The organism is Burkholderia sp. FW306-1C-G01B, from assembly GCF_058781685.1.
Genome location: NZ_JBYSWZ010000004.1, coordinates 368150 through 390021 on the forward strand (window position 1 = coordinate 368150; position 21872 = coordinate 390021).

A 21872-nucleotide genomic window follows, 5' to 3' on the forward strand; every position below is an offset into this window, starting at 1 on the left:
TGCTAGGGTTATGCCGCCCGGGCCGTGTTGCCCGGGCTTGCGAAATGACATCGAAAGGGGATGTGCAAATGGGTCGATCGATCAATCTGGAAGGCAAGGTTGCGCTGGTCACGGGCGCGTCGAGCGGCCTCGGGCAGCGTTTTGCGCAGGTGCTGTCGCAGGCCGGCGCGAAGGTCGTGCTCGCGAGCCGCCGCGTCGAGCGCCTGAAGGAACTGCGCGCGGAGATCGAGGCGGCAGGCGGTGCCGCGCACGTCGTGTCGCTCGACGTCACCGACGTCCAGAGCATCAAGGCGGCGGTCGCGCACGCGGAGACGGAAGCCGGCACGATCGACATCCTCGTGAACAATTCCGGCGTGTCGACGATGCAGAAGCTCGTCGACGTGACGCCGGCCGATTTCGAGTTCGTGTTCGATACCAACACGCGCGGCGCGTTTTTCGTCGCGCAGGAAGTCGCGAAGCGGATGATCATGCGCGCGAACGGCAACGGTAACGGCAAGCCGCCGTGCCGGATCATCAACATCGCGTCGGTGGCCGGCCTGCGCGTGTTTCCGCAGATCGGGCTGTACGCGATGAGCAAGGCAGCGGTCGTGCAGATGACGCGCGCGATGGCACTCGAATGGGGGCGCCACGGGATCAACGTCAACGCGATCTGTCCGGGTTATATCGATACCGAAATCAATCATTACCTGTGGGAAACCGAGCAGGGCCAGAAGGTGCAGTCGATGCTGCCGCGCCGGCGCGTCGGCAAGCCGCAGGATCTCGACGGGCTGTTGTTGCTGCTCGCGGCCGACGAGTCGCAGTTCATCAATGGCTCGATCATCTCCGCCGACGACGGCTTCGGCCTCGCCTGAGCGGATGACATTCAGCAACAAAGAAAACTGCAATGAGCGCAACAAGCGATTACTCACCCGTTTTTGAGATGTCGATGCCGATCCGCTGGGGCGACATGGACGCGTTCGGCCACGTGAACAACACGGTCTATTTCCGCTACATGGAGCAGGCGCGGATCTCGTGGTTCGAGGAACTCGGCATCGCCGGCGGCAACGGCGAGGGGCAGGGGCCCGTCATCGTCACGGCGTCGATGGAATTCCTCAAGCAACTGCACTATCCGGGCGACGTGATCGCGAAGATGTCGGCCGCGAAACCCGGCCGAAGCAGCTTCGACACCGGTTTCGAGCTCACGCGTGCGGACGATCCGCAGCACGTCTATGCGCGCGGCAACGCGCGCTGCGTGTGGGTCGACTACGCGCTCGGCAAGTCGGTGCCGCTGCCGCAACTGCTGCGCGACACGATCGAGCGCGCGCTCGCGACGAAAATCGTCTGAGTGCCGATACGGCGAGGCCGGCGCCGGCGCGCCGGTGATTCGCCATGCCTGTTGTTACCCGAATCGGCCGCCATGCGCGGCCGATTGTCATCCGGGCGCCGCCATTCACTGCCCGAGCAGGCGCTGCAGCAGCTCCGGCGTGTTGTTCGTCCCGTACTTGCGCATCAGCCGTGCGCGGTAGATGTCGACCGTGCGCGAACTGATGTCGAGCACGCGCCCGATCTGCTTGCTGGTCTTGCCGGTCGCGAGTTGCGCGGCGATCTCGCGTTCGCGCGGAGTCAGTTCGACCGCGACGCGGCGCGTCGCGCTCAAGTCCTCGAAGGTCCAGACGCCGGCCGCGAGCGGCGCGGTGCGGTCGAGCGCGCGGCCCGTCACGTGGCACCAGAACAGCTCGCCGTCGGCCCGTTTCATGATTCTGTCGTCCGAGTAGATGCCGTTCGCGGCCATCACGCGCGAGATGCGCTCGCCGATTCGCTGGAATTCGTCCGTCGACGGGTAGAGTACCTCGTACGATTTCCCGATCAGGTCGGCCCGCGCGCAGCGGAAGATCGACGCGAGCGCGTCGTTGCAGTCCTCGATTACGCGGTCGCGCGACATCACGAGGCCGAGCGGCGCGAGGTGGAAGGCAGTCTGGTAATCGAGAGCGGGCATGGCGCAGGCAAGCGGAGGCAAACGCTTATGTATTTTTGCGTATTGTGCCGCATCCGCGCCGCATCGTACCCTTTCAGGCATCTCGCGGCAGTTCGTCGCGATATAAAAACAGCGCGCCTCGACGCACACATCGCCGCGCATGCATAGAATGATGCGGCGGGCTTGCGGTCCACATGGGCGCGTGAACCGGTTTCGCTGGTTTCCATAGAGGAAGGGACAACAGATGAACAAAGTTTATCCAAGCGCGGCTGCCGCGCTGGAAGGGATCGTCCGCGACGGACAGACCTTCGCGGTGGGCGGCTTCGGCCTGTGCGGGATTCCGGAGGCGCTGATCGCGGCGTTGCGCGATTCGGGCGTCAAGGGCATCACCTGCATCAGCAACAACGCGGGCGTCGACGGCTTCGGTCTCGGCCTGCTGCTGGAAACGCGCCAGATCAAGAAGATGATCTCGTCGTACGTCGGCGAGAACAAGGAGTTCGAGCGCCAGTACCTGGCCGGCGAACTCGAGCTCGAATTCACGCCGCAGGGCACGCTGGCCGAGAAGCTGCGCGCGGGCGGCGCGGGCATCCCCGCGTTCTTCACCAATACCGGCTACGGCACCGTGATCGCGGAAGGCAAGGAGACGCGCCAGTTCGGCGATCGCCACTACGTGCTCGAGCCGTCGCTGACGGCCGACGTCGCGCTCGTGAAGGCCTGGAAGGCCGACAAATCCGGCAACCTGATCTATCGCCGCACCGCGCGCAACTTCAACCCGATGTGCGCGATGGCCGGCAAGATCACCGTGGTGGAGGTCGAGGAGATCGTCGAGAACGGCGCACTCGATCCGGACCAGGTCCATACGCCGGGGATTTTCGTGCAGCGCATCGTGCTGAACGCGACGCCGGAAAAACGCATCGAACAACGCGTCGTACGCGCGAAAGGAGACTGACATGGCCTGGAATCGTGACCAGATGGCCGCGCGCGCGGCGCAGGAACTGCAGGACGGCTTCTACGTGAACCTCGGCATCGGCCTGCCGACGCTCGTTGCGAACCACGTGCCGGAAGGCGTCGAGGTGTGGCTGCAGTCGGAGAACGGGCTGCTCGGCATCGGCCCGTCGCCGACCGAGGACGAAGTCGACGCCGATCTCATCAACGCCGGCAAGCAGACCGTCACGACGCTGCCGGGTTCGTCGATCTTCTCGTCGGCCGACTCGTTCGCAATGATCCGCGGCGGCCACGTCAACCTCGCGATCCTCGGTGCGATGCAGGTCAGCAAGCAGGGCGACCTCGCGAACTGGATGATCCCGGGCAAGATGATCAAGGGGATGGGCGGCGCGATGGACCTCGTCGCCGGCGTGAAGCGCGTCGTCGTGCTGATGGAACACGTCGCGAAGGGCGACCAGCACAAGATTCTCGACGAGTGCAACCTGCCGTTGACGGGTGTCGGCGTGGTCGACCTGATCATCACCGATCTCGGCGTGATCGAAGTGACGCCGGCCGGCCTGAAGGTTCTCGAGCTCGCCGACGGCGTGAGCGTCGACGAGATCCAGGCGAAGACGGGCGCACCGCTCGACGTGAGCGCGGTCGCGTAAGCCGACGGAGCCTGGCGCCGCGCGCTGTTGCGCGGCTACGCCGCCCCGCATGCTTCGATGCATGCGGGGCGGCGTCTTTTGGCGCGCGGGAATGCGCGTTTCCATCGCGATCGCGCCCGTGTCGCGGACCTTTCTCGACGTACTACGCGATTGCGCCGCCGCCGTCGACGAGCACGGTCGAACCGGTCGAGTACGGCGTCGCCGCCAGATAGACGATCGCGTTCGCGACATCCTCGGGCCGGCCCACGCGGCGCGCCGGCAACCGCTGCGCGGCGCCGGCGAACATGGCGTCGCGCGCGTCGGTCGCGAGCTTGTCCCACAGCGGCGTGGCGATCAGGCCGGGCGACACCGTGTTGACGCGTACGGGGGCCAGTTCGAGCGCCAGGCCGCGGGCCAGTGCATCGAGTGCCGCATTGATGGCACCCTGCAGCACCGACGATGCACTCGGTCGCACGCCGAGAAACCCCGACACGAACGTCAGCGAGCCGCCCGGGACGATGTCGATTGCACGCGCGATGCGATACGCGCCCCAGAACTTGCTGTCCATCGCGGCCTGCGCGGCGTCGAGTGCGAGCGAACGGACCGGGCCCGTTGCGGTCTGGGCTGCGGAAATCACGACGTGGTCGAACTGGCCGGCGCGTGCGCAGAATGCGTCGACTTCGTCGGTTCGCGTGATGTCGAGCGGTGCGAAGCGCGTGCCGCGGCCGATTGCGGCTGCGATCGCCTCGCCCTTGCGTGCGTCGCGCGAAGCGATCGTCACGCGTGCGCCACGTTGCGCGAATGCCTGTGCGGCGGCCGCGCCGATCCCGGAGCTCCCGCCGACCACGAGCACCGCGTTGCCATTGAATGAATCGTTCATGATGGTTCGTTTCCGTTGAGAAGAAAGAAATCCGGTCAGATCGTCTCGGTTTCGCGCAGTGTCGCCGCGCTGCCGAGCGCGTAACGCGCGATCTCGTCCTTGCGCATGAACGCGACACCCGGATGCGCTCGCGCGTAGCGCAGGAATTCGTCCCACGCACGGACCATCTGCGGCGTGCCGCTGATCCGGTCGTGTGCGCTGATCGACATCAGCCTGCGTCGCTGCCCGGCCTCCGCGTAGAGCTGGTCGAAATCGAGCTTGATCTGCTCCAGGAACATCGTCGGCGAGTAATTGCGGCCTTCGATCAGCAGGATGTCATTGTTGCGCAGCGTGTACGGGACGACCACGAAATCGTGCCCGTTCACGGTCTCGATGAACGGCTCGTCGCGGCTGACGTCGTCGATGTGATAGACGTAGCCGAGTTCCTGCAGCAACGACAGCGTATTTGGCCCGCGCCGCAACCAGTTGCAGTTGTAGCCGATTGGCCTCGTGCCGGTCGCCGCCTCGACCATGTCGCGCGCTTCGGTCAGGAAGCGTTGCTCGTCGTCGCGGCTCATCGCGAATTGCGCGCGCCAGGTCGGGCCGTGCGCGGCCGCTTCGTGGCCGCGCGCGACGATCTCGCGGGCCAGTTCGGGATGGCGGCGCGCGGCTTCCCCGATCATGTGCGACGTGACTTTCACGTCGTGGCGGTCCCACAGATCGAGAAGGCGCGGAATCCCTTCCCGGTAGCCGTAAGCGAACCAGGTGGCTGACGCGAGATCGACCGGCACGGACGGTGGAAACGCGACGGGCGGGAAGGGGCTGTCCGCGCCCTTGGGCGGTTGCCCGCCGGCTTCGAACTGCATCGAGATCGAGATCGCCAGGCGGATGTCGTTCGACCAGAACTTGCCGTGTGCGGCGGTCGGCGCGGCGAGCGGCCCGGCCGTTGCGGCGCTTGCGCCCCGCGCCGCGCTGCCGAGTACCGCGCCGGCGGCGGCCAGCCCGGCGCCCGCACCGGCCTGTGCGAGAAACGCGCGGCGGGCCGTGCGCATCGAAGGATCGAAGTTCGTCATCGGCCGAGCCCTCAGTTTGCGACGCCGAGTTGGCGCATCAGCGTCAGGTTGTCTTCGATGTGCCAGTTCTCGGCGATCCGGCCGGCCGCGATCCGGTAGATGTCGGTCGCGATGAAATCGACCGCCTGTCCATGACCGGTCGTGTTACCGAAGACCTCGGTGAAATGCCCGCGAAACCGCAGGTGGACGACGACGCGATCGCCGGCGACGATCATCTGCTCGATCTCGCAATGCAGGTCGGGAATCGCCGCGCGCATCGTTCGTGATGCCGCGAGCGGCCCCGGCAGGCCCTGGGCGCGTCCGGCCGGCAGCGTGCGATCCGTGAAGTCGGCAGCGAGTGCCGCGCGCGCAAGCGCCTCGTCTCCGGTGTCCCAGAACGTGGCGTAGCGGCGCGCCGCAAGGATCTGGTCGCGCGCCTGCGCGGCAGGCAGTCCGGCCGCGACCGTCAGGTGCAACGGAGCCGCGAGATCGGCCGCATTGGCGGTGACAGGCGGTAGCGCGACTGCGGCAAACGTCGTCGTCGCGAGCGTGCCGGCAATCGAGCGGCGCAGGAATCGTTGCAAGGCAGACATCGGATTCTCCTTTTTCATGATGGTGCGCCTGGATGGCGCAGTGACGTCATGGTAGGTTTCCGAATTCGATATAAATACCAAAGGGAAGCGAATGGATTATTCGAAAAAAGGAAAGGGCGGCGGCTCGAGGATGCTCGAATGCTGATCGACGACCTGCCTGCGCTGGAAACCTTCTCGATCGTCGTCGCGGCGGGCAGCCTGTCGGCGGCGGCGCGGGAGCAGGACTTGTCGCTGTCGGTCATCAGCAAACGGCTTGCGCACCTGGAGGCTCGGCTCGGCGTGCGCCTGCTGCACCGGACGACTCGTCGGCAGACGTTGACCGACGAGGGCGCTCTGTTCCATGCACAGGTGCTGCGCATCCTCGCCGAAGTCGACCTGGCGGAAACGCTGATGCAGGATCGTCGCGGCACGGTGAGCGGCCTGCTGCGCGTGACCGCACCGGGCGAGATCGGGCGATTGCGGATCGCGCCGCTCGTCGCCGAGTTCCGGCGCCGGCATCCGCAGGTGTGCGTGCAACTGATTCTGACCGACACGGTCGTCGATCTGCTCGCGCACGAAATCGACGTCGCGGTGCGGATCGGCAGTCTCGCCGATTCGTCGATGATCGCGCGTGAACTGGCGCCGAACCGCCGTGTGCTGTGCGCGTCGCCGGCATACGTGGCCGAATGCGGCTTACCGGTGCATCCCGGCGAGCTGCGTGCGCACCGTTGCATCGTGATGGGCGAGCAACTGCAGGCCGAATGGCGGTTCGATGGCTTGGACGGCCCGATCGCGGTCGAGGTCGCGGCGGCGGTGCTGACCAACGACGGAGGCGCGGCGCGCATGCTTGCGCTCGACGGCGCGGGCGTTGCGTTGAAGTCGATCTGGGACGTCGCGTCCGATCTCGAGGCGGGCCGGCTCGTGCGGGTGCTGCCTGCGTATGCGGCGCCAGCGGCGCCGCTGCATGCGGTCTATCCGGGCGGGCGGCATCTCGCGTTGCGCGTGCGGACGTTCGTCGACTTCATGCGCGAGCACTTGCAGGCGGCGTGGCGCTGGGACGAGAGCTGACGTTGCGCGCGATTGTGCGGATCGTTTCGTCGAAAGAGGGCGCACGGCGAACATCACGCGCGCAGCATTCCGCGGCACGGATGGCCGGCGGCGGGCCGCGTCGGGCCGCGCCGCGCGACCGAAGCGGTTTACAATCGTCTGCATTGGGCCGCACCAGCGTTGCCTCGCTGCGCGCCCCCGTTCGACAGGATGCCAACGATGCCAACGACCCCAGCGAATCCCCCGGTTCCTCGCCAGCGGCGCGTGCAGTGTGCGAGCGCTGCCGGCCTTCATCACGTCGCCTATACCGAATGGGGCGACCCCGCCAACCCGCGCGTGCTGGTCTGCGTGCATGGCCTGACCCGTTCCGGGCGTGATTTCGACCGGCTCGCCGCCGCGCTGTCCGATACCTATCGCGTCGTTTGCCCTGATGTCGTCGGGCGCGGCCGGTCTGACTGGCTTGCCGATCCGCGGCTCTATGCGATCCCGCAATACGTGGCCGACATGGTGACGCTGATCGCGCGGCTCGACGTCGAATCGGTCGACTGGTTCGGCACGTCGATGGGCGGCCTGATCGGCATCGCGTTCGCGGGGCTGCCCGGCTCGCCGCTGCGGCGGATGATCGTCAACGACGTCGGCCCGCGCATCGAACCCGATTCGTTGACGCGCATCGGCGAGTATCTCGGCGTGCAACCGCGCTTTGCGACCGAGCAGGAGGGTGTCGACTATCTGACGTCGTTGTCGCTGCCGTTCGGCGCGCTGAGCGCCGACGAGTGGCGCGAGATCAACGGGCCGCTGCTGCGCGAACTGCCCCAAGGCGGCTGGACGATGCGTTACGATCCGCGCATTGCCGAGCCGTTCAAGGCGACGACGCCCGAACTGGCCGCGCTCGGCGAGGCCGCGCTGTGGCGTGCCGTCGAGACGACGGACGCGTCGTTGCTCGTCGTGCGCGGCGAGACGTCCGACCTGCTGTCGCGCGAGACGGTGGCCGACATGATGCGTCGCGGCCGGCATGTGACGCAGGCCGAGATTCCCGGTGCGGGCCACGCGCCGGCGTTCATCGGGGCCGACCAGATTGCGCTCGCGCGGCGGTTTTTCGTCGAAGGCGACGCATAAACGCGTCATAATATGCGGTTCGGTGGCACGCGGGCCGTGTCGTCGTCCGATTCTTTACCCACTCACGACCGGAACATTCCATGGCAGTCATTCGTCATCACGTCGGGGCCCGTCTCTCCGAAACCGCGATCCACAACGGTACCGTGTATCTGGCCGGCCAGATCGCCGAAGACACCGCGCAGGACATCAGGGGCCAGACGCGCGAAGTGCTCGGCCACATCGACCGCCTGCTCGCCGAAGCGAACAGCGACAAGGCGCATCTGCTGTCGGTACAGATCTACATCTCGGATCTGGCGAACTTCGAAGGCATGAATGCGGAGTGGGACGCATGGGTCGCGCAGGGCAACACGCCGCCGCGCGCCACCGTCGAGGCGAAGCTCGCTGATCCGGCGCTGCTCGTCGAGATCGTGGTCGTCGCCGCGCAGCGGAGCTGAGCGGGGCAGAGCTGAGCATCAACCGACGATGACCGCATTCCGTCAGGCCGTGTAATGACCGAGTCCGTTTCCACTTCTCCCGTCGCGGCACCGTCGTTCGACGACGTGCTCGCGTTCGTGCGCGAGCGGGCCGGCGACGCACGGCTGTCGTCCGGCGAACTGCTCGCCGATCACTCGGCGGGCACGGCGTCGATCATGCGCACGCTGAACGTCGATCCGCCCGCGATGCAGGCCGCCGCACTGTTCGTACTGACGCCGCACCTGAACGACCCGGAGCGCGAGCTCACCGAACGTTTCGGCGACGAAGTGGCGCGACTCGTGTCGGACGTGCGCAAGCTGTTGCGGCTCGGCACCGTCAGCCTGCGCGCCGCGCAGAACGCGGTGCCCGACGCCGGGCGCGACGCGGCGGAAGAGCGGCGCACGCAGATCGAGGCGCTGCGCAAGATGCTGCTCGCGTTTGCGCAGGACATCCGCGTGGTGCTGATCCGGCTCGCGTCGCGGTTGCAGTCGCTGCGCTACTACGCGGCCGCGAAGATCGATCCGCCGCCCGACGTCGCGCGCGAGACGCTCGAGATCTATGCGCCGCTCGCGAACCGCCTCGGGATCTGGCAACTGAAGTGGGAGCTCGAGGACCTCGCGTTCCGCTTCGAGGATCCCGTCACCTACAAGCGGATCGCGAAGCTGCTCGACGAGAAGCGCATCGAACGCGAGGCGTACGTCACGCAGGCGATCGGTCGGCTGCAGCACGAGTTGGCGGACGCGCACATCCAGGCCGACGTGAGCGGCCGGCCGAAGCATATCTACAGCATCTGGCGCAAGATGCGCGGCAAGGAGCTCGATTTCGCCGAGCTGTACGACGTGCGTGCGTTTCGCGTGATCGTGCCCGACATCAAGGATTGCTACGCGGTGCTTGGCATCGTGCATCACCTGTGGCAGCCGGTGCCGAAGGAGTTCGACGACTACATCTCGCGGCCGAAGCCGAACGGCTACAAGTCGCTGCATACGGTCGTAATCGGCGACGACGGCCGTGCGTTCGAAGTGCAGATCCGCACGCAGGAGATGCACCGCTTCGCGGAGTACGGCGTTGCCGCGCACTGGCGCTACAAGGAGGCCGGCGCGCGCGGCTACGGCGGCCAGTTTTCGGCGAGCGACAAGTATGACGAGAAGATCGCGTGGCTGCGTCAGTTGCTCGCATGGAAGGACGATGTCGAGGACGGCCCGGGGGTATCGGGCGACCAGGCGTGGGCGCAATTGCGCGAGACGTCGCTCGACGACGACCACATCTACGTGCTGACGCCGCAGGCGCGCGTGATCGCGCTGCCGCAGGGCGCGACGCCGGTCGATTTCGCGTACCACTTGCACAGCGAACTCGGTCATCGTTGCCGCGGCGCGCGCGTCGACGGCGTGATGGTGCCGCTGAACACGCCGCTCGCGAACGGCCAGACGGTCGAGATCGTCGCGGTGAAGGAGGGTGGGCCGTCGCGCGACTGGCTGAACCTGCAGCTCGGTTACCTGAAGAGTTCGCGCGCGCGTCAGAAGGTGCGGGCGTGGTTCAACTCGATCGAGCAGGAGGAAAACGTCGCGCATGGCCGGGCGCTCGTCGAAAAGACGCTGCAGCGTGAGGGCAAGACGTCGGTCAACCTGGACAACCTCGCCGCGAAGCTCGGCTTCAAGTCGCCCGAGGAGTTGTTCTCGGTCGTCGGCAAGGAAGAATTCAGCCTGCGCAACGTCGAACATGCGCTGTCGGATGCGCCGCCGCCCGAGCCGGCGCCCGAGGCGCCAGCCGATTTCGAGAAGCGCAGCAGTGGCGCGAGCGTTGCGCACGGTGCGTCGACCGGCGTGCTGGTGGTGGGCGTCGACGCGCTGCTGACCCAGCTCGCGCGTTGCTGCCGGCCGGCGCCGCCCGATCCGATCAGCGGCTTCGTCACGCGCGGCAAGGGGATGTCGATCCACCGCAGCGATTGCCCGACGTTTCGCCGGATGGTCGAGCGCGCGCCGGAACGCGTGCTGCAGACGACCTGGTCGGCCGACGTGCTCGGCGGGCGCGGCGCGTCCGTCTATCCGGTCGACCTGATGATCGAGGCGAGCGACCGGCAAGGGTTGCTGCGCGACATCTCCGAAGTGTTCGCGCGCGAAAAGATGAACGTGGTGGGCGTGAAGACGCAGAGTCGCCGCAATGCGGCATTCATGCAGTTCACGGTCGAGGTGTCGAACTCGGCGCAAGTCCAGCGCGCCTGCACGCTGCTCGGTGAGGTGCAGGGCGTCGTACGGGCCGGTCGCAAGACATGATGGGGTTGGAACACCGTTATTTTGCTGCGACCGCATAAAAACGCTTGCCAAACCGATAGCAGCTCCATATAATTTCAGCTTCTCTAGGCTCGTAGCTCAGCTGGTTAGAGCACCACCTTGACATGGTGGGGGTCGTTGGTTCGAGTCCAATCGAGCCTACCAACGAATTGAGAATGCCCGGTCTCCGGGTATTCGATGCAGTAAATAGCTCAACGCGAACAAGGCGAATACGGTTATGACACCGCGAACGTTGACCGAAACCACTTCGGAGCGACGCTAGTCGAGGAACGTTTTCGCCCTTTCAGTTTGAGTGAAGTATCGAATGCGGCCCCTCGAAAGCGGGGCCGCATTTTTTTTGTCGCGAAAATTCCGCGCGTGACTTTTACATCGCGTGCCTGGTCTGCCGCCCACTGTCGGCATCACGGAGATTGCTATGGTTTCGATACGCTTGCCTGACGGCTCAGTTCGACAATACGAGCATCCGGTGACAGTTGCCGAGGTTGCAGCCTCGATCGGTCCCGGCCTTGCGAAGGCTGCGCTTGGTGGCAAGCTCGACGGCGAGCTCGTCGATACGTCCGCGGTGATCGACCGCGACGCGTCGCTCGCCATCGTCACGGACAAGGATGCCGACGGTCTCGACATCATTCGTCACTCGACCGCGCACTTGCTTGCGTATGCAGTGAAGGATCTGTATCCGGATGCGCAGGTGACGATCGGCCCCGTGATCGACAACGGCTTCTATTACGACTTCTCGTATAACCGTCCGTTTACGCCGGAAGATCTGGAAAAGATCGAAAAGCGCATGCAGGAACTCGCGAAGAAGGACGAGCCCGTGACGCGCCGTGTCGTGTCGCGCGACGAGGCCGCGGGTTACTTCCGCAGCCTCGGCGAGAAGTACAAGGCCGAGATCATCGAATCGATTCCGCAGAGCGACGAAATCAAGCTGTATTCGCACGGGGGCTTCACCGATCTGTGCCGCGGCCCGCACGTGCCGTCGACCGGCAAGCTGAAGGTCTTCAAGCTGATGAAGGTCGCGGGCGCGTACTGGCGCGGCGATTCGAAGAACGAGCAGCTGCAGCGCATCTACGGCACGGCCTGGACGAAGAAGGAAGACCAGGATCAGTACCTGCACATGCTCGAGGAAGCGGAAAAACGCGACCACCGCAAGCTCGGCAAGCAGCTCGACCTGTTCCATATGCAGGAAGAGTCGCCGGGCATGGTGTTCTGGCATCCGAAGGGCTGGGCGCTGTGGCAGCAGGTCGAGCAGTACATGCGCCGCCGCGTGAACGAAGCCGGCTACCTCGAGATCAAGACGCCGATGATCATGGACCGCTCGCTGTGGGAAGCGTCGGGCCACTGGCAGAACTACCGCGAGAACATGTTCACGACGGAGTCGGAGAAGCGCGACTACGCGATCAAGCCGATGAACTGTCCGGGGCACGTCCAGGTGTTCAAGCACGGCCTGCGTTCGTATCGCGACCTGCCGTTGCGTTACGCGGAATTCGGCTCGTGCCACCGCAACGAGGCGTCGGGCGCGCTGCACGGCCTGATGCGCGTGCGCGGCTTCGTGCAGGACGACGCGCACATCTTCTGTACGGAAGACCAGATCATTGCCGAGTCGATCGCGTTCAACAGGCTGGCGATGAGCGTGTATGGCGATTTCGGCTTCGACCACATCGACATCAAGCTGTCGCTGCGTCCGGAGCAGCGCATGGGTTCCGACGAAACGTGGGACCGTGCCGAGCAGGGCCTGCGTGATGCGCTGACGGCGTGCGGCCTCCAGTGGGAAGAGCTGCCGGGCGAGGGTGCGTTCTACGGTCCGAAGATCGAGTACCACATCAAGGACGCGCTCGGCCGTTCGTGGCAGTGCGGCACGCTGCAGCTCGACATGATGCTGCCGGAACGTCTCGGCGCCGAGTACGTGGCGGAAGACAACAGCCGTCGCCGGCCCGTGATGCTGCACCGTGCGATCGTCGGTTCGATGGAGCGATTCCTCGGCATTTTGATCGAGCACCACGCTGGTGCGATGCCGGTCTGGCTCGCGCCGATGCAGGCTGTTGTGCTCAATATCGCCGAAAGTCAGGTCGAATATGCGCAATCTCTGGCCCAATCGTTGCAAAAACAAGGGGTTAGAGTGACGGCCGATTTGCGCAACGAGAAGATTAGCTATAAAATACGCGAGCACACGCTGGAAAAGGTGCCTTATCTCCTCGTCGTGGGCGATAAGGAGCGTGATGCGCAAACGGTAGCCGTGCGTGCCCGTGGCGGCGTCGATCTTGGCGTGATGCCGGTCGATGCCTTCGTTGAGCGTCTGCAGGAAGACCTGCGCTCGTTCAAGTAACCGCCCTGGCAGCGCGGCTCGTTTTTTTAATTTTTAGAGGAAACGTAACATCGCTACTGATAAGTCGTCGCATCGCATCAACGGTGAAATCACTGCGCCGGAAGTGCGTCTGGTCGGGATCGAGAACGAACCGCTCGGTATCGTAAAACTCGCTGATGCTTTCCGTAAATCGGAAGAACTGGATGTTGACCTGGTGGAAATCGCGCCGCAAGCGGTTCCCCCGGTTTGCCGTCTGATGGATTACGGCAAGTTCAAGTACCAGGAATCGAAGAAGCAGCATGAAGCGAAGCTGAAGCAGAAGGTCATCCAGGTCAAGGAAGTCAAGTTCCGCCCGGGTACCGATGACGGGGATTACAACGTCAAGCTTCGCAATCTCGTGCGCTTCCTCGAAGAGGGCGACAAGACGAAGATCACGTTGCGTTTCCGCGGTCGCGAAATGGCTCACCAGGAAATCGGTATGCGGATGCTTGAGCGTCTGCGCACGGATCTCGAGGAAGTCGGCCAGGTCGAGCAGATGCCGAAGATGGAAGGGCGCCAGATGATCATGGTGCTCTCGCCGAAGAAAAAGAAGTAACGGGCCCGCGCGCTTCGCGCGCAGGTTCGGAAGTGGTTCGGCGCGTTGCCCGGTCAGGGCGGCGCGCCAACAATGACGGCGGCTGCGCAAGCGGTACGCCGTACACAAGTGGACTGGGTTTCGAAGGGCGGGTCAAGGGCGCAAGCCAACCGCACACCCATCGCCATCTAATAAACTGGAGTTGTTCGTCATGCCTAAGATGAAGACCAAGAAGAGCGCTGCAAAGCGCTTCGTGGTGCGTCCGGGCGGTACCGTCAAGCGCGGTCAAGCCTTCAAGCGCCACATCCTGACCAAGAAAACCACGAAGAACAAGCGCCATCTGCGCGGCGCAACGGCAGTTCATGATTCCGATCTGAACTCCGTCCGCGCGATGCTCCCGTTCGCGTAACCCCTCAATCGATACTCTAAGGAGAGAAACATGCCTCGAGTCAAACGTGGGGTAACCGCACGGGCCCGCCACAAGAAGATCATCAACCTGGCCAAGGGTTATCGCGGCCGCCGCAATAACGTCTACCGCATCGCCAAGCAGGCGGTGATGCGCGCTGGCCAGTACGCGTACCGCGATCGCCGCAACAAGAAGCGTGTGTTCCGCGCACTGTGGATCACGCGTATCAACGCGGCAGTTCGCCAGCACGACATGACCTACAGCGTGTTCATCAACGGCCTGAAGAAGGCGTCGATCGAACTCGACCGTAAGGTGCTGGCCGACATGGCGGTGTTCGACAAGGCTGCTTTTGCTGCGATCGTCAAGCAGGTGAAAGCCGCCGTTGCAGCCTAATTGCGAAATTAGCACTGCGTGGTTAGTTGCAGCGATGATCCGGTAGTCTCGGCCGCTGCAGCGAAAACGGGGCTCTCCGAGCCCCTTTTTTTATCGGCCCTCGCTGGGCCGCCCCAAGAGGGCCGATCGCCCCCTCGGGGGGGCAGCGAATGTGTCGATCCGGAGTTAGCGCCTTTGGCGCTTACTCCGGTCCCATGCAAAGCACGAGAGCGTGGGGGCCGTTTTTTGTTGGCCGGGCGATTTCGCTCGCCAAGACCGAATGACGTTGGAAATGATGGGATCTATGGATCTGGACCAGATTGTCGCCGACGCGCAGCAGTCCTTCGAACAGGCTGCCGACATCACCACGCTCGAAAACGAGAAAGCACGATTTCTCGGCAAGTCGGGTGCGCTGACCGAGTTGCTGAAGGGCCTCGGCAAGCTCGATCCCGAAGCACGCAAGACCGAAGGCGCACGCATCAACGTCGCGAAGCAGCAGGTTGAAGCCGCGCTGACCGCACGTCGCCAGGCGCTGGCCGACGCGCTGTTGAACCAGCGCCTCGCCGCCGAGGCGATCGACGTGACGTTGCCGGGCCGCGGCGCCGGTGCAGGCAGCCTGCACCCCGTGATGCGCACGTGGGAGCGCGTCGAACAGATTTTCCGCTCGATCGGTTTCGACGTGGCCGACGGTCCCGAAATCGAGACCGACTGGTACAACTTCACGTCGCTGAACAGCCCGGAGAACCATCCGGCGCGTTCGATGCAGGACACCTTCTATGTCGAAGGCAAGGACGCCGACGGCCGCCAACTGCTGCTGCGCACGCACACGAGCCCGATGCAGGTGCGTTACGCGCGCATGAACCGTCCGCCGATCAAGGTGATCGCGCCGGGCCGCACGTATCGCGTCGACAGCGATGCGACCCACTCGCCGATGTTCAATCAGGTCGAGGGGCTGTGGATCGACGAAAACATCAGCTTCGCCGACCTCAAGGGCGTCTATACCGACTTCCTGAAAAAATTCTTCGAGCGCGACGACATCCTCGTGCGCTTCCGGCCGTCGTATTTCCCGTTCACGGAACCGTCGGCCGAAATCGACATGATGTTCGAGCAAGGCAAGAACGCCGGCAAGTGGCTCGAGATCTCCGGCTCGGGGCAGGTGCATCCGACCGTGATTCGCAACATGGGCCTCGATCCCGAGCGTTACATCGGCTTCGCGTTCGGCAGCGGCCTCGAGCGCCTGACGATGCTGCGCTACGGCGTCCAGGATCTCCGGCTGTTCTTCGAGAACGACCTGCGTTTCCTGCGCCAGTTCGCATAACGCCGCTCGCCGCGCCGACCTGTGCCCGCGCACGCCCCGACGGACGATCCGACGGACGATCCGATGGGGCCCCGGGCGTCGATCTAACCTGTTTCGAACGTAGACATCCATGCAATTCCCTGAATCCTGGTTGAGAACCTTTGTCGACCCGCAGCTCACGACCGACGAACTGTCGCACGCGCTGACGATGGCGGGGCTCGAAGTCGAATCGCTGAGCAAGGCTGCGCCGCCGACGTCGAAGATCGTCGTCGGCCGCGTGCTCGAAGTCGTCAAGCATCCGGATGCGGACAAGCTCAATGTCTGCCAGGTCGACGCCGGCACCGGCGCGACGCTGAACATCGTCTGCGGCGCGCCGAACGTGGCGCCCGGCATCAAGGTGCCGGTCGCGCTGGTCGGAGCGGAACTGCCGCCGGCAGAAGAGGGCGGCAAGCCGTTCGCGATCAAGCTGTCGAAGCTGCGCGGCGTGGAGAGCCAGGGGATGCTGTGCTCGGCGCGCGAGCTGAAGCTGTCCGAGGACCACAGCGGCCTGCTGATCCTGCCGGAAGACACGCCGGTCGGTCAGGACATCCGCGAGACGCTCCATCTCGACGACACGATCTTCGAAATCAAGCTGACGCCGAACAAGGCCGACTGCCTGTCCGTGTTCGGCATCGCGCGCGAGACGGCCGCGATCACCGGCGCGCCGCTGACGCCGGTCGACATCCGCCCGGTGCGCGTCGAGCTCGACGAAACGCTGCCGGTGCGCATTGCCGCTCCGGATCTATGCGGCCGCTTCTCGGGTCGCGTGATCCGCGGCGTGAACGCGCATGCGAAGACGCCGCAGTGGATGGTCGAGCGTCTCGAGCGTTCGGGCCAGCGCAGCGTGTCCGCGCTTGTCGATATCTCGAACTACGTGATGTTCGAGCTCGGCCGTCCGTCGCACGTGTTCGATCTCGACAAGATCCACGGCGGCATCGAGGTGCGCTGGGGCAAGCGCGGCGAATCGCTGAAGCTGCTCAATGGCAACACGGTTGAACTCGACGAAACGGTCGGCGTGATTTCGGACGACCGCCAGGTCGAAAGCCTGGCCGGCATCATGGGCGGCGACAGCACGGCCGTCACGCTCGACACGACCAACATCTACCTGGAAGCCGCGTTCTGGTGGCCGGACAGCATCCGCGGCCGCGCGCGCAAGTACAACTTCTCGACCGATGCGGCCCATCGCTTCGAGCGCGGCGTCGATTACGCGACGACCGTCGAGCACGTCGAGCGCATCACGCAGCTGATCCTCGAGATCTGCGGCGGCAAGGCCGGCCCGGTCGACGATCAGTCCGTGAACCTGCCGCAGCGCGCGCCGGTGAAGATGCGCGTGTCGCGCGCAAACCGCATCATCGGCGTGAAGATCGGCGCCGACGAGATCGCCAGCATCTTCACGCGCCTCGGCCTGCCGTTCGAGCGTGAAGACGACGCGTTCCTCGTGACGCCGCCGTCGCACCGCTTCGACATCGAGATCGAGGAAGACCTGATCGAGGAAGTGGCGCGTATCTACGGCTTCGAGAAGATCCCCGCGCGTCCGCCGGTCGCGACGAGCGAAATGCGTGCGACCAACGAGACGCGGCGCTCGATCCACGACATCCGTCATGCGCTCGCCGCGCGCGACTATGCGGAAACCGTCAACTTCAGCTTCGTCGATGCGGAGTGGGAGCACGATTTCGCAGGCAACGACAACCCGATCAGGCTGCTGAACCCGATCGCGAGCCAGCTTTCGGTGATGCGCACGACGTTGTTCGGCAGCCTGATCGCCGTGCTTCGTCACAACCTGAACCGGCGCGCCGATCGCGTGCGCGTGTTCGAATCGGGCCGCGTGTTCCTCGCCGATTCGTCGGTGAAGGCCGGCGAGCTGGCCGTCGAAGGTCATGCGCAGCCGAAGCGTGTCGGCGCGCTTGCGTACGGTCCAGCCCTCGACGAGCAGTGGGGCACCGAGACCCGCGCTGTCGATTTCTTCGACGTGAAGGGCGATCTGGAGGCGCTGCTCGCGCCCGCGGCCGCGCGTTTCGTGAAGGCAGAGCATCCGGCCCTCCATCCGGGCCGCAGCGCGCGGATCGAGGTCGATGGCCGCGCGGTCGGCTGGATCGGCGAGCTGCACCCGCGCCTGATGCAGAAGTACGAGCTGCCGCACGCGCCCGTGATGTTCGAAATCGATGCGGACGCGCTGATTGCGCGTGCGCTGCCCGCGCCGACCGACGTGTCGAAATTCCCGCCGGTACGTCGCGATATCGCCGTTGTCGTCGATCAGGCGGTCGAGGTTCAGGCACTTTTCGACGAAATGAAGAAGGCGCTTGCCGAAGAGGCCTGCCGATTCGTTCAGAAGGTTGTACTATTCGACGAATTTCGTGCAAAATCAAATACTTCCGGTGGTCTTGCCGCGCACGAGAAGAGCCTTGCCTTCCGTGTGACGCTGCAGGACGCGGCTGGCACGCTACAGGACGAGGTCGTCGATCAGGCGATCCAGACGCTGGTCGAGCGGATGGCTCGTGCCGGTGCGCGCCTGCGCGGCTAAGGAGAGGGCCCGCCCGCTTGCGGGCGGCTTTTTCCCATCGTAAGTTTTGATTCAACGCGCTGTATGGCAGATATGAACGACATGACCTCGAGTGAATTCGAAGCCCTCCTGACGGCGCAACGCAGCGCCATGAACCGCGACGCTTCGGCGCCGGCGTCCGCCGAGACGCCCACGCTGACGAAGGCGGAACTGGCAGAGCTGCTGTTCGACAGCGTCGGGCTGAACAAGCGTGAAGCGAAGGACATGGTCGAGGCGTTTTTCGAGGTGATCCGCGACGCGCTTGAAAACGGCGAAAGCGTCAAGCTGTCGGGGTTCGGCAATTTCCAGCTGCGCGACAAGCCGCAGCGTCCTGGCCGTAATCCGAAGACGGGCGAGGCGATTCCGATCGCGGCCCGCCGGGTGGTAACCTTCCACGCGAGCCAGAAGCTGAAGGCGCTGGTCGAAAACGGCGCGGAGTAAGCCCCGCGCGCTGACGTCTCCGCGCGGCCGCCGCGCACCCTTACCGACGGTTAACCGACGATGACCACCACGGTTGAGAAAGTCGTTTTGCCTCCGATTCCCGCGAAGCGCTACTTCACGATCGGCGAAGTCAGCGAACTGTGCGGGGTCAAGCCGCATGTGCTGCGTTATTGGGAACAGGAATTCACCCAGCTGCGGCCGGTGAAGCGGCGCGGCAATCGTCGGTATTACCAGCATCACGAAGTGCTGCTGATCCGGCGGATTCGCGAGTTGCTGTACGAGCAGGGGTTCACGATCAACGGTGCACGCAACCGGCTCGATTCGCCGGGCGGCGGGCGGGCTGCGGCGGAACCGGTCGAATCCGCCGAGATGCAGGCCGCCGACGCGCGTGTGCCCGGCAAGCCGGGCGCAACCGTCGACGTCATCGCGTTGCGCCAGGCGCTGCTCGACGTGATCGAAGGACTGAAGCACGACTGAAGCGCGAAGTACGAAGGACGAAATGAAAAGCCCGGTTGGCGAAGCGCCACCGGGCTTTTTCATGCGCGTCGCGCACGCGGATCAGCGCGACGCGAGCGGATTCTTCTGCCCCATGTCGACGACCAGCGTGCCGTCCGGCAGCATTCTCACCGAGCCCTGCGCGACCTGGCTGCGGTAGCCGTACAGGTCGAAACGCATCGGGCCGGCCTCGGCCGAATTCCGGATCAGCGCGCGCACGTTCAGTTCGAGCACGTTGAACATCTTCATGTCGCCGCCTTCCATCCACATGTAGCTCGGCGCATCGATCTGCGGCCGCTTCGGCGCGGGCGCGCCCGCCGCCCGCCGGAACGTGAGGCGCAGCCCGTCGCGCTCGACCGTTGCCTGCCCGAGCTTGCCGTTCAGCACCGGCGGCGGGAACACGGTGTACTGGTCGAGCACGAGCGTGTCGCCGCGCAGTTCCGCGCCGCGACGCTGCAGCGGCGTCAGCGAAGCGAGCTCGATACCGAGCGAGCGCAGCAGCTTCGCCTGCGGAATGCCGAGCACCGACACCTCGGACGGCTTGAACGCGAGGTGCCGGTCGTCGAGTACCGTCAGCGAGCCCTTCATGTCGGTCGGCAGCCAGACGCCCGGCACGTGATTCCACAGCTTGATGCCGCCCTGGACGCGCAGGTTCTGGCCGTCCGCACTGAGCTGCAGGTCGTTCAACGAACGTGGCGAGTAGTCGAGCAGGTAGTTGTTGAAGAGCGCGGACATCGCCTTCCATGACTCGACGACCGTGCCGCCGAGAATGCGGATGTCGTACTGGTTCGGATCGTCGAGGTCGACGGGCTCGCCGGGACGCTTCGACACGAGTTCGACGTCGAGATCCTCGACATGAAAGCCGATATCGCCGGACAGGTTGAAGTCGACGTTGTGCAGATGGATCGTCGGGTTGCGGTTCGACACGTGCCGCTCGTTGAACGGCGTGGTCGACGTGCGCCGCATCGCGACCTTCTGCATGCCGGGCCGCGCCGTGTCCGCCGCGAGCGCGTAGGCTTCCCAGTGCTGGCGCACCTCGCGCAGCGCATACTGCTGCGCGGCGAGGAAGCTGTCGTTCAGGCGTGCGGCCGCGTTGCCGAGCAGCGCGCCGCTGGCCGGACCCGTGTACGAAGGCATCCGGATGGCCATCGCACCGCTTTCGTCGAAATTGAAGTAACCAGCCGACACCTGGTCGCGATAGTGATACAGGTCAAACACGAAATTCTGGTCGCGCTTCGTCGAATCGACCGGGCCGATCAGGATGTCTGCGTTCATCGGCATCGAGCGCATGAACTTCACGTCGCCGCCGCGGATGACCATCGCCTGCTGCGGCGCGTTCGCAGGCATCGCAAAGCCCGCATGCGTGCCGTCGTCGAGCGTAAGGTCGAGGCCGGCCGGCGTCACGCGCAGCGCGGTGATCGTGAGCTTCAGGCGCGGCGGCGGCATCAGCTTGTCGACCGACATTACGAGATCGTCGCCGGCGAGCTGCGCGATCGGCGTCTGGACCTTCAGCAGGTCGGCCATCTTCACGTTGGCCGCGCGCATCACCGGCTGCGCGTTGATGCCCGACACGCGCACCCCGGTCGGATGGAACACGAGCTGGCTGCCGTCGCGGATCGCGAGCGTGCCGGTCAGCGAGAACGGCACCCAGCCGTCGCGCTGCATTTCGCCCTGCAGGTGGATCACGCCGTCGCCGGCCGACACGGCGAGCTTGCGCAGCGGTGCGTTGCGGTAACCGAAGATATAGGTATTGAAGAGGGCGGTCAGCTTCGCGTTGTCGAGCGTGACCGTGCCTTCGTGCACGTCGATCTCGAAGCTCGTCGGATCGTCGAACACGATCGGCGCGCCGGCCTGCGTCGGCACGAGCGTGGCCGACAACCGATGGACGAAGAAGCCGAGGTTGTTGACGATGCGGAAATCGACGTCGCGCAGGAACGTCATCGCGCCGTTCTGGCCCGAGTCGCGCAGCGTGAACGGGCGCGGTTGCGTGAGGCTGATCGATGCGAGCGACGGCACGGTGCGCGCGATCTGCTGCTCGCGGGCGAGGCGTTCGGCTTTGGTGCGCTCGATCTTCGTCGACGTGACCGACGCGTTGCCGTCGCGCTGCGCGGACGATTCCGCACAACCGGTGCAGAGCAGCACGAGCGCCAGCGCGCCGCAGCCGAACACGCGGGCTGTCTTGTGCGAGACCGGGGCGGCCGCGCGTCGCGGGCCGGAAATCCAGTCGAAAATTGCCAAAGGCGAGCGATGGCCGCGCCGGACCGCATTCCGCATCGTCTGTCTCCATGTCTTGTCGTGATCGACGGCGGCGCGCGCCACTGTACGGCGCGAGCGTCGATGCCGTGCAGTGTGTCATAGCGCGCTAGAGCGACGTTACCAAACAACGGGCGCCCGGGCGCGGCGCGCCGACGGGCGGCGGGACAACGGATTCGGGGTGGCTGGGCGGCTGGATCAAACGGTCGTTTGGTTTGTGCGGACCCTCGGCCGACGTGTTT

General features: G+C 65.1%; 21 protein-coding genes and 1 tRNA gene. 17 read left to right on the top strand and 5 right to left on the bottom strand.

All coding sequences use genetic code 11. From position 1 onward, the window contains the following. Positions 1 to 68: 68 nt before the first annotated feature. Together AC3WLY_RS11205 and AC3WLY_RS11210 are read left to right on the top strand one after the other, a co-directional pair. A complete protein-coding gene (locus AC3WLY_RS11205) occupies positions 69 to 851 on the top strand; it encodes an SDR family oxidoreductase (RefSeq protein WP_175961580.1) in 783 nt (260 codons plus the stop codon). 32 nt (positions 852 to 883) lie between these two features. Continuing rightward, the gene (locus tag AC3WLY_RS11210; RefSeq protein WP_034184001.1) at positions 884 to 1324 is read left to right on the top strand and encodes an acyl-CoA thioesterase; all 441 of its coding nucleotides are present in this window, start codon (positions 884 to 886) and stop codon (positions 1322 to 1324) included. 105 nt (positions 1325 to 1429) lie between these two features. Here AC3WLY_RS11210 and AC3WLY_RS11215 read toward each other — a convergent pair whose 3' ends face one another. Further along, positions 1430 to 1975 (bottom strand): LuxR C-terminal-related transcriptional regulator, encoded by a 546-nt coding sequence (locus AC3WLY_RS11215; RefSeq protein ID WP_072444303.1) that lies wholly within the window; start codon positions 1973 to 1975, stop codon positions 1430 to 1432. Positions 1976 to 2198: 223 nt separating this feature from the next. Between AC3WLY_RS11215 and AC3WLY_RS11220 the strand changes: the two genes are divergently transcribed. After that, entirely contained in the window at positions 2199 to 2903 is a 705-nt protein-coding gene (locus AC3WLY_RS11220) for a CoA transferase subunit A (protein WP_069621345.1), read from the top strand. 1 nt (position 2904) lies between these two features. Continuing rightward, positions 2905 to 3546 (top strand): CoA transferase subunit B, encoded by a 642-nt coding sequence (locus AC3WLY_RS11225; RefSeq protein ID WP_175961579.1) that lies wholly within the window; start codon positions 2905 to 2907, stop codon positions 3544 to 3546. 142 nt (positions 3547 to 3688) lie between these two features. On the opposite strand, the gene AC3WLY_RS11230 is transcribed toward AC3WLY_RS11225, so the two are convergent. The 3 genes from AC3WLY_RS11230 to AC3WLY_RS11240 are packed head-to-tail and all read right to left on the bottom strand — an operon-like array spanning position 3689 to position 6029. Then, positions 3689 to 4405, bottom strand: coding sequence for an SDR family oxidoreductase (locus AC3WLY_RS11230; protein WP_175961578.1), 717 nt, complete (start codon positions 4403 to 4405; stop codon positions 3689 to 3691). Positions 4406 to 4440: 35 nt separating this feature from the next. Beyond that, positions 4441 to 5457, bottom strand: coding sequence for a polysaccharide deacetylase family protein (locus tag AC3WLY_RS11235; RefSeq protein WP_175961577.1), 1017 nt, complete (start codon positions 5455 to 5457; stop codon positions 4441 to 4443). Between the two features lie 11 nt (positions 5458 to 5468). Further along, a complete protein-coding gene (locus AC3WLY_RS11240) occupies positions 5469 to 6029 on the bottom strand; it encodes an ester cyclase (RefSeq protein ID WP_175961576.1) in 561 nt (186 codons plus the stop codon). A gap of 138 nt (positions 6030 to 6167) precedes the next feature. Here AC3WLY_RS11240 and AC3WLY_RS11245 point away from each other — a divergent pair, with 138 nt between their 5' ends. The 13 genes from AC3WLY_RS11245 (at position 6168) to AC3WLY_RS11305 (ending at position 19359) form a co-directional block, all read left to right on the top strand. Continuing rightward, a complete protein-coding gene (locus AC3WLY_RS11245) occupies positions 6168 to 7076 on the top strand; it encodes a LysR family transcriptional regulator (protein WP_175961575.1) in 909 nt (302 codons plus the stop codon). 198 nt (positions 7077 to 7274) lie between these two features. Continuing rightward, complete coding sequence (locus AC3WLY_RS11250) at positions 7275 to 8171, top strand: alpha/beta fold hydrolase (protein WP_175961574.1); 897 nt, start codon at positions 7275 to 7277, stop codon at positions 8169 to 8171. An 80-nt stretch (positions 8172 to 8251) separates the two neighbouring features. Next, on the top strand, positions 8252 to 8605 hold the full coding sequence (locus AC3WLY_RS11255) for a RidA family protein (RefSeq protein ID WP_034184009.1): 354 nt from the start codon (positions 8252 to 8254) through the stop codon (positions 8603 to 8605). Between the two features lie 54 nt (positions 8606 to 8659). Beyond that, a complete protein-coding gene (locus AC3WLY_RS11260; RefSeq protein WP_175961573.1) occupies positions 8660 to 10894 on the top strand; it encodes a RelA/SpoT family protein in 2235 nt (744 codons plus the stop codon). Positions 10895 to 10979: 85 nt separating this feature from the next. Further along, positions 10980 to 11056 (top strand) — tRNA-Val (locus AC3WLY_RS11265). A gap of 271 nt (positions 11057 to 11327) precedes the next feature. Continuing rightward, positions 11328 to 13235 (top strand): threonine--tRNA ligase, encoded by a 1908-nt coding sequence (thrS, locus tag AC3WLY_RS11270; protein ID WP_492310288.1) that lies wholly within the window; start codon positions 11328 to 11330, stop codon positions 13233 to 13235. A 49-nt stretch (positions 13236 to 13284) separates the two neighbouring features. Then, positions 13285 to 13809 carry a translation initiation factor IF-3 gene (infC, locus tag AC3WLY_RS11275; RefSeq protein ID WP_071734130.1) on the top strand — a complete coding sequence of 175 codons (525 nt, stop codon included), beginning with the start codon at positions 13285 to 13287 and terminating at the stop codon, positions 13807 to 13809. A gap of 190 nt (positions 13810 to 13999) precedes the next feature. After that, complete coding sequence (gene rpmI / locus AC3WLY_RS11280; RefSeq protein WP_004191477.1) at positions 14000 to 14197, top strand: 50S ribosomal protein L35; 198 nt, start codon at positions 14000 to 14002, stop codon at positions 14195 to 14197. A gap of 30 nt (positions 14198 to 14227) precedes the next feature. Further along, positions 14228 to 14587, top strand: a complete 360-nt coding sequence (gene rplT, locus AC3WLY_RS11285; protein ID WP_004192938.1) for a 50S ribosomal protein L20 — start codon at positions 14228 to 14230, stop codon at positions 14585 to 14587. A gap of 283 nt (positions 14588 to 14870) precedes the next feature. Then, entirely contained in the window at positions 14871 to 15884 is a 1014-nt protein-coding gene (pheS, locus tag AC3WLY_RS11290) for a phenylalanine--tRNA ligase subunit alpha (RefSeq protein WP_031402190.1), read from the top strand. A 109-nt stretch (positions 15885 to 15993) separates the two neighbouring features. Beyond that, on the top strand, positions 15994 to 18423 hold the full coding sequence (gene pheT / locus AC3WLY_RS11295) for a phenylalanine--tRNA ligase subunit beta (protein WP_175961571.1): 2430 nt from the start codon (positions 15994 to 15996) through the stop codon (positions 18421 to 18423). 72 nt (positions 18424 to 18495) lie between these two features. Further along, positions 18496 to 18882, top strand: a complete 387-nt coding sequence (locus tag AC3WLY_RS11300; protein ID WP_040144036.1) for an integration host factor subunit alpha — start codon at positions 18496 to 18498, stop codon at positions 18880 to 18882. Positions 18883 to 18942: 60 nt separating this feature from the next. Continuing rightward, a complete protein-coding gene (locus tag AC3WLY_RS11305) occupies positions 18943 to 19359 on the top strand; it encodes a MerR family transcriptional regulator (protein ID WP_175961570.1) in 417 nt (138 codons plus the stop codon). A gap of 81 nt (positions 19360 to 19440) precedes the next feature. Here the strand turns inward: AC3WLY_RS11305 and AC3WLY_RS11310 are convergent, their stop codons facing one another. After that, positions 19441 to 21651 carry a hypothetical protein gene (locus AC3WLY_RS11310; RefSeq protein ID WP_492310289.1) on the bottom strand — a complete coding sequence of 737 codons (2211 nt, stop codon included), beginning with the start codon at positions 21649 to 21651 and terminating at the stop codon, positions 19441 to 19443. Positions 21652 to 21872 lie beyond the last annotated feature (221 nt).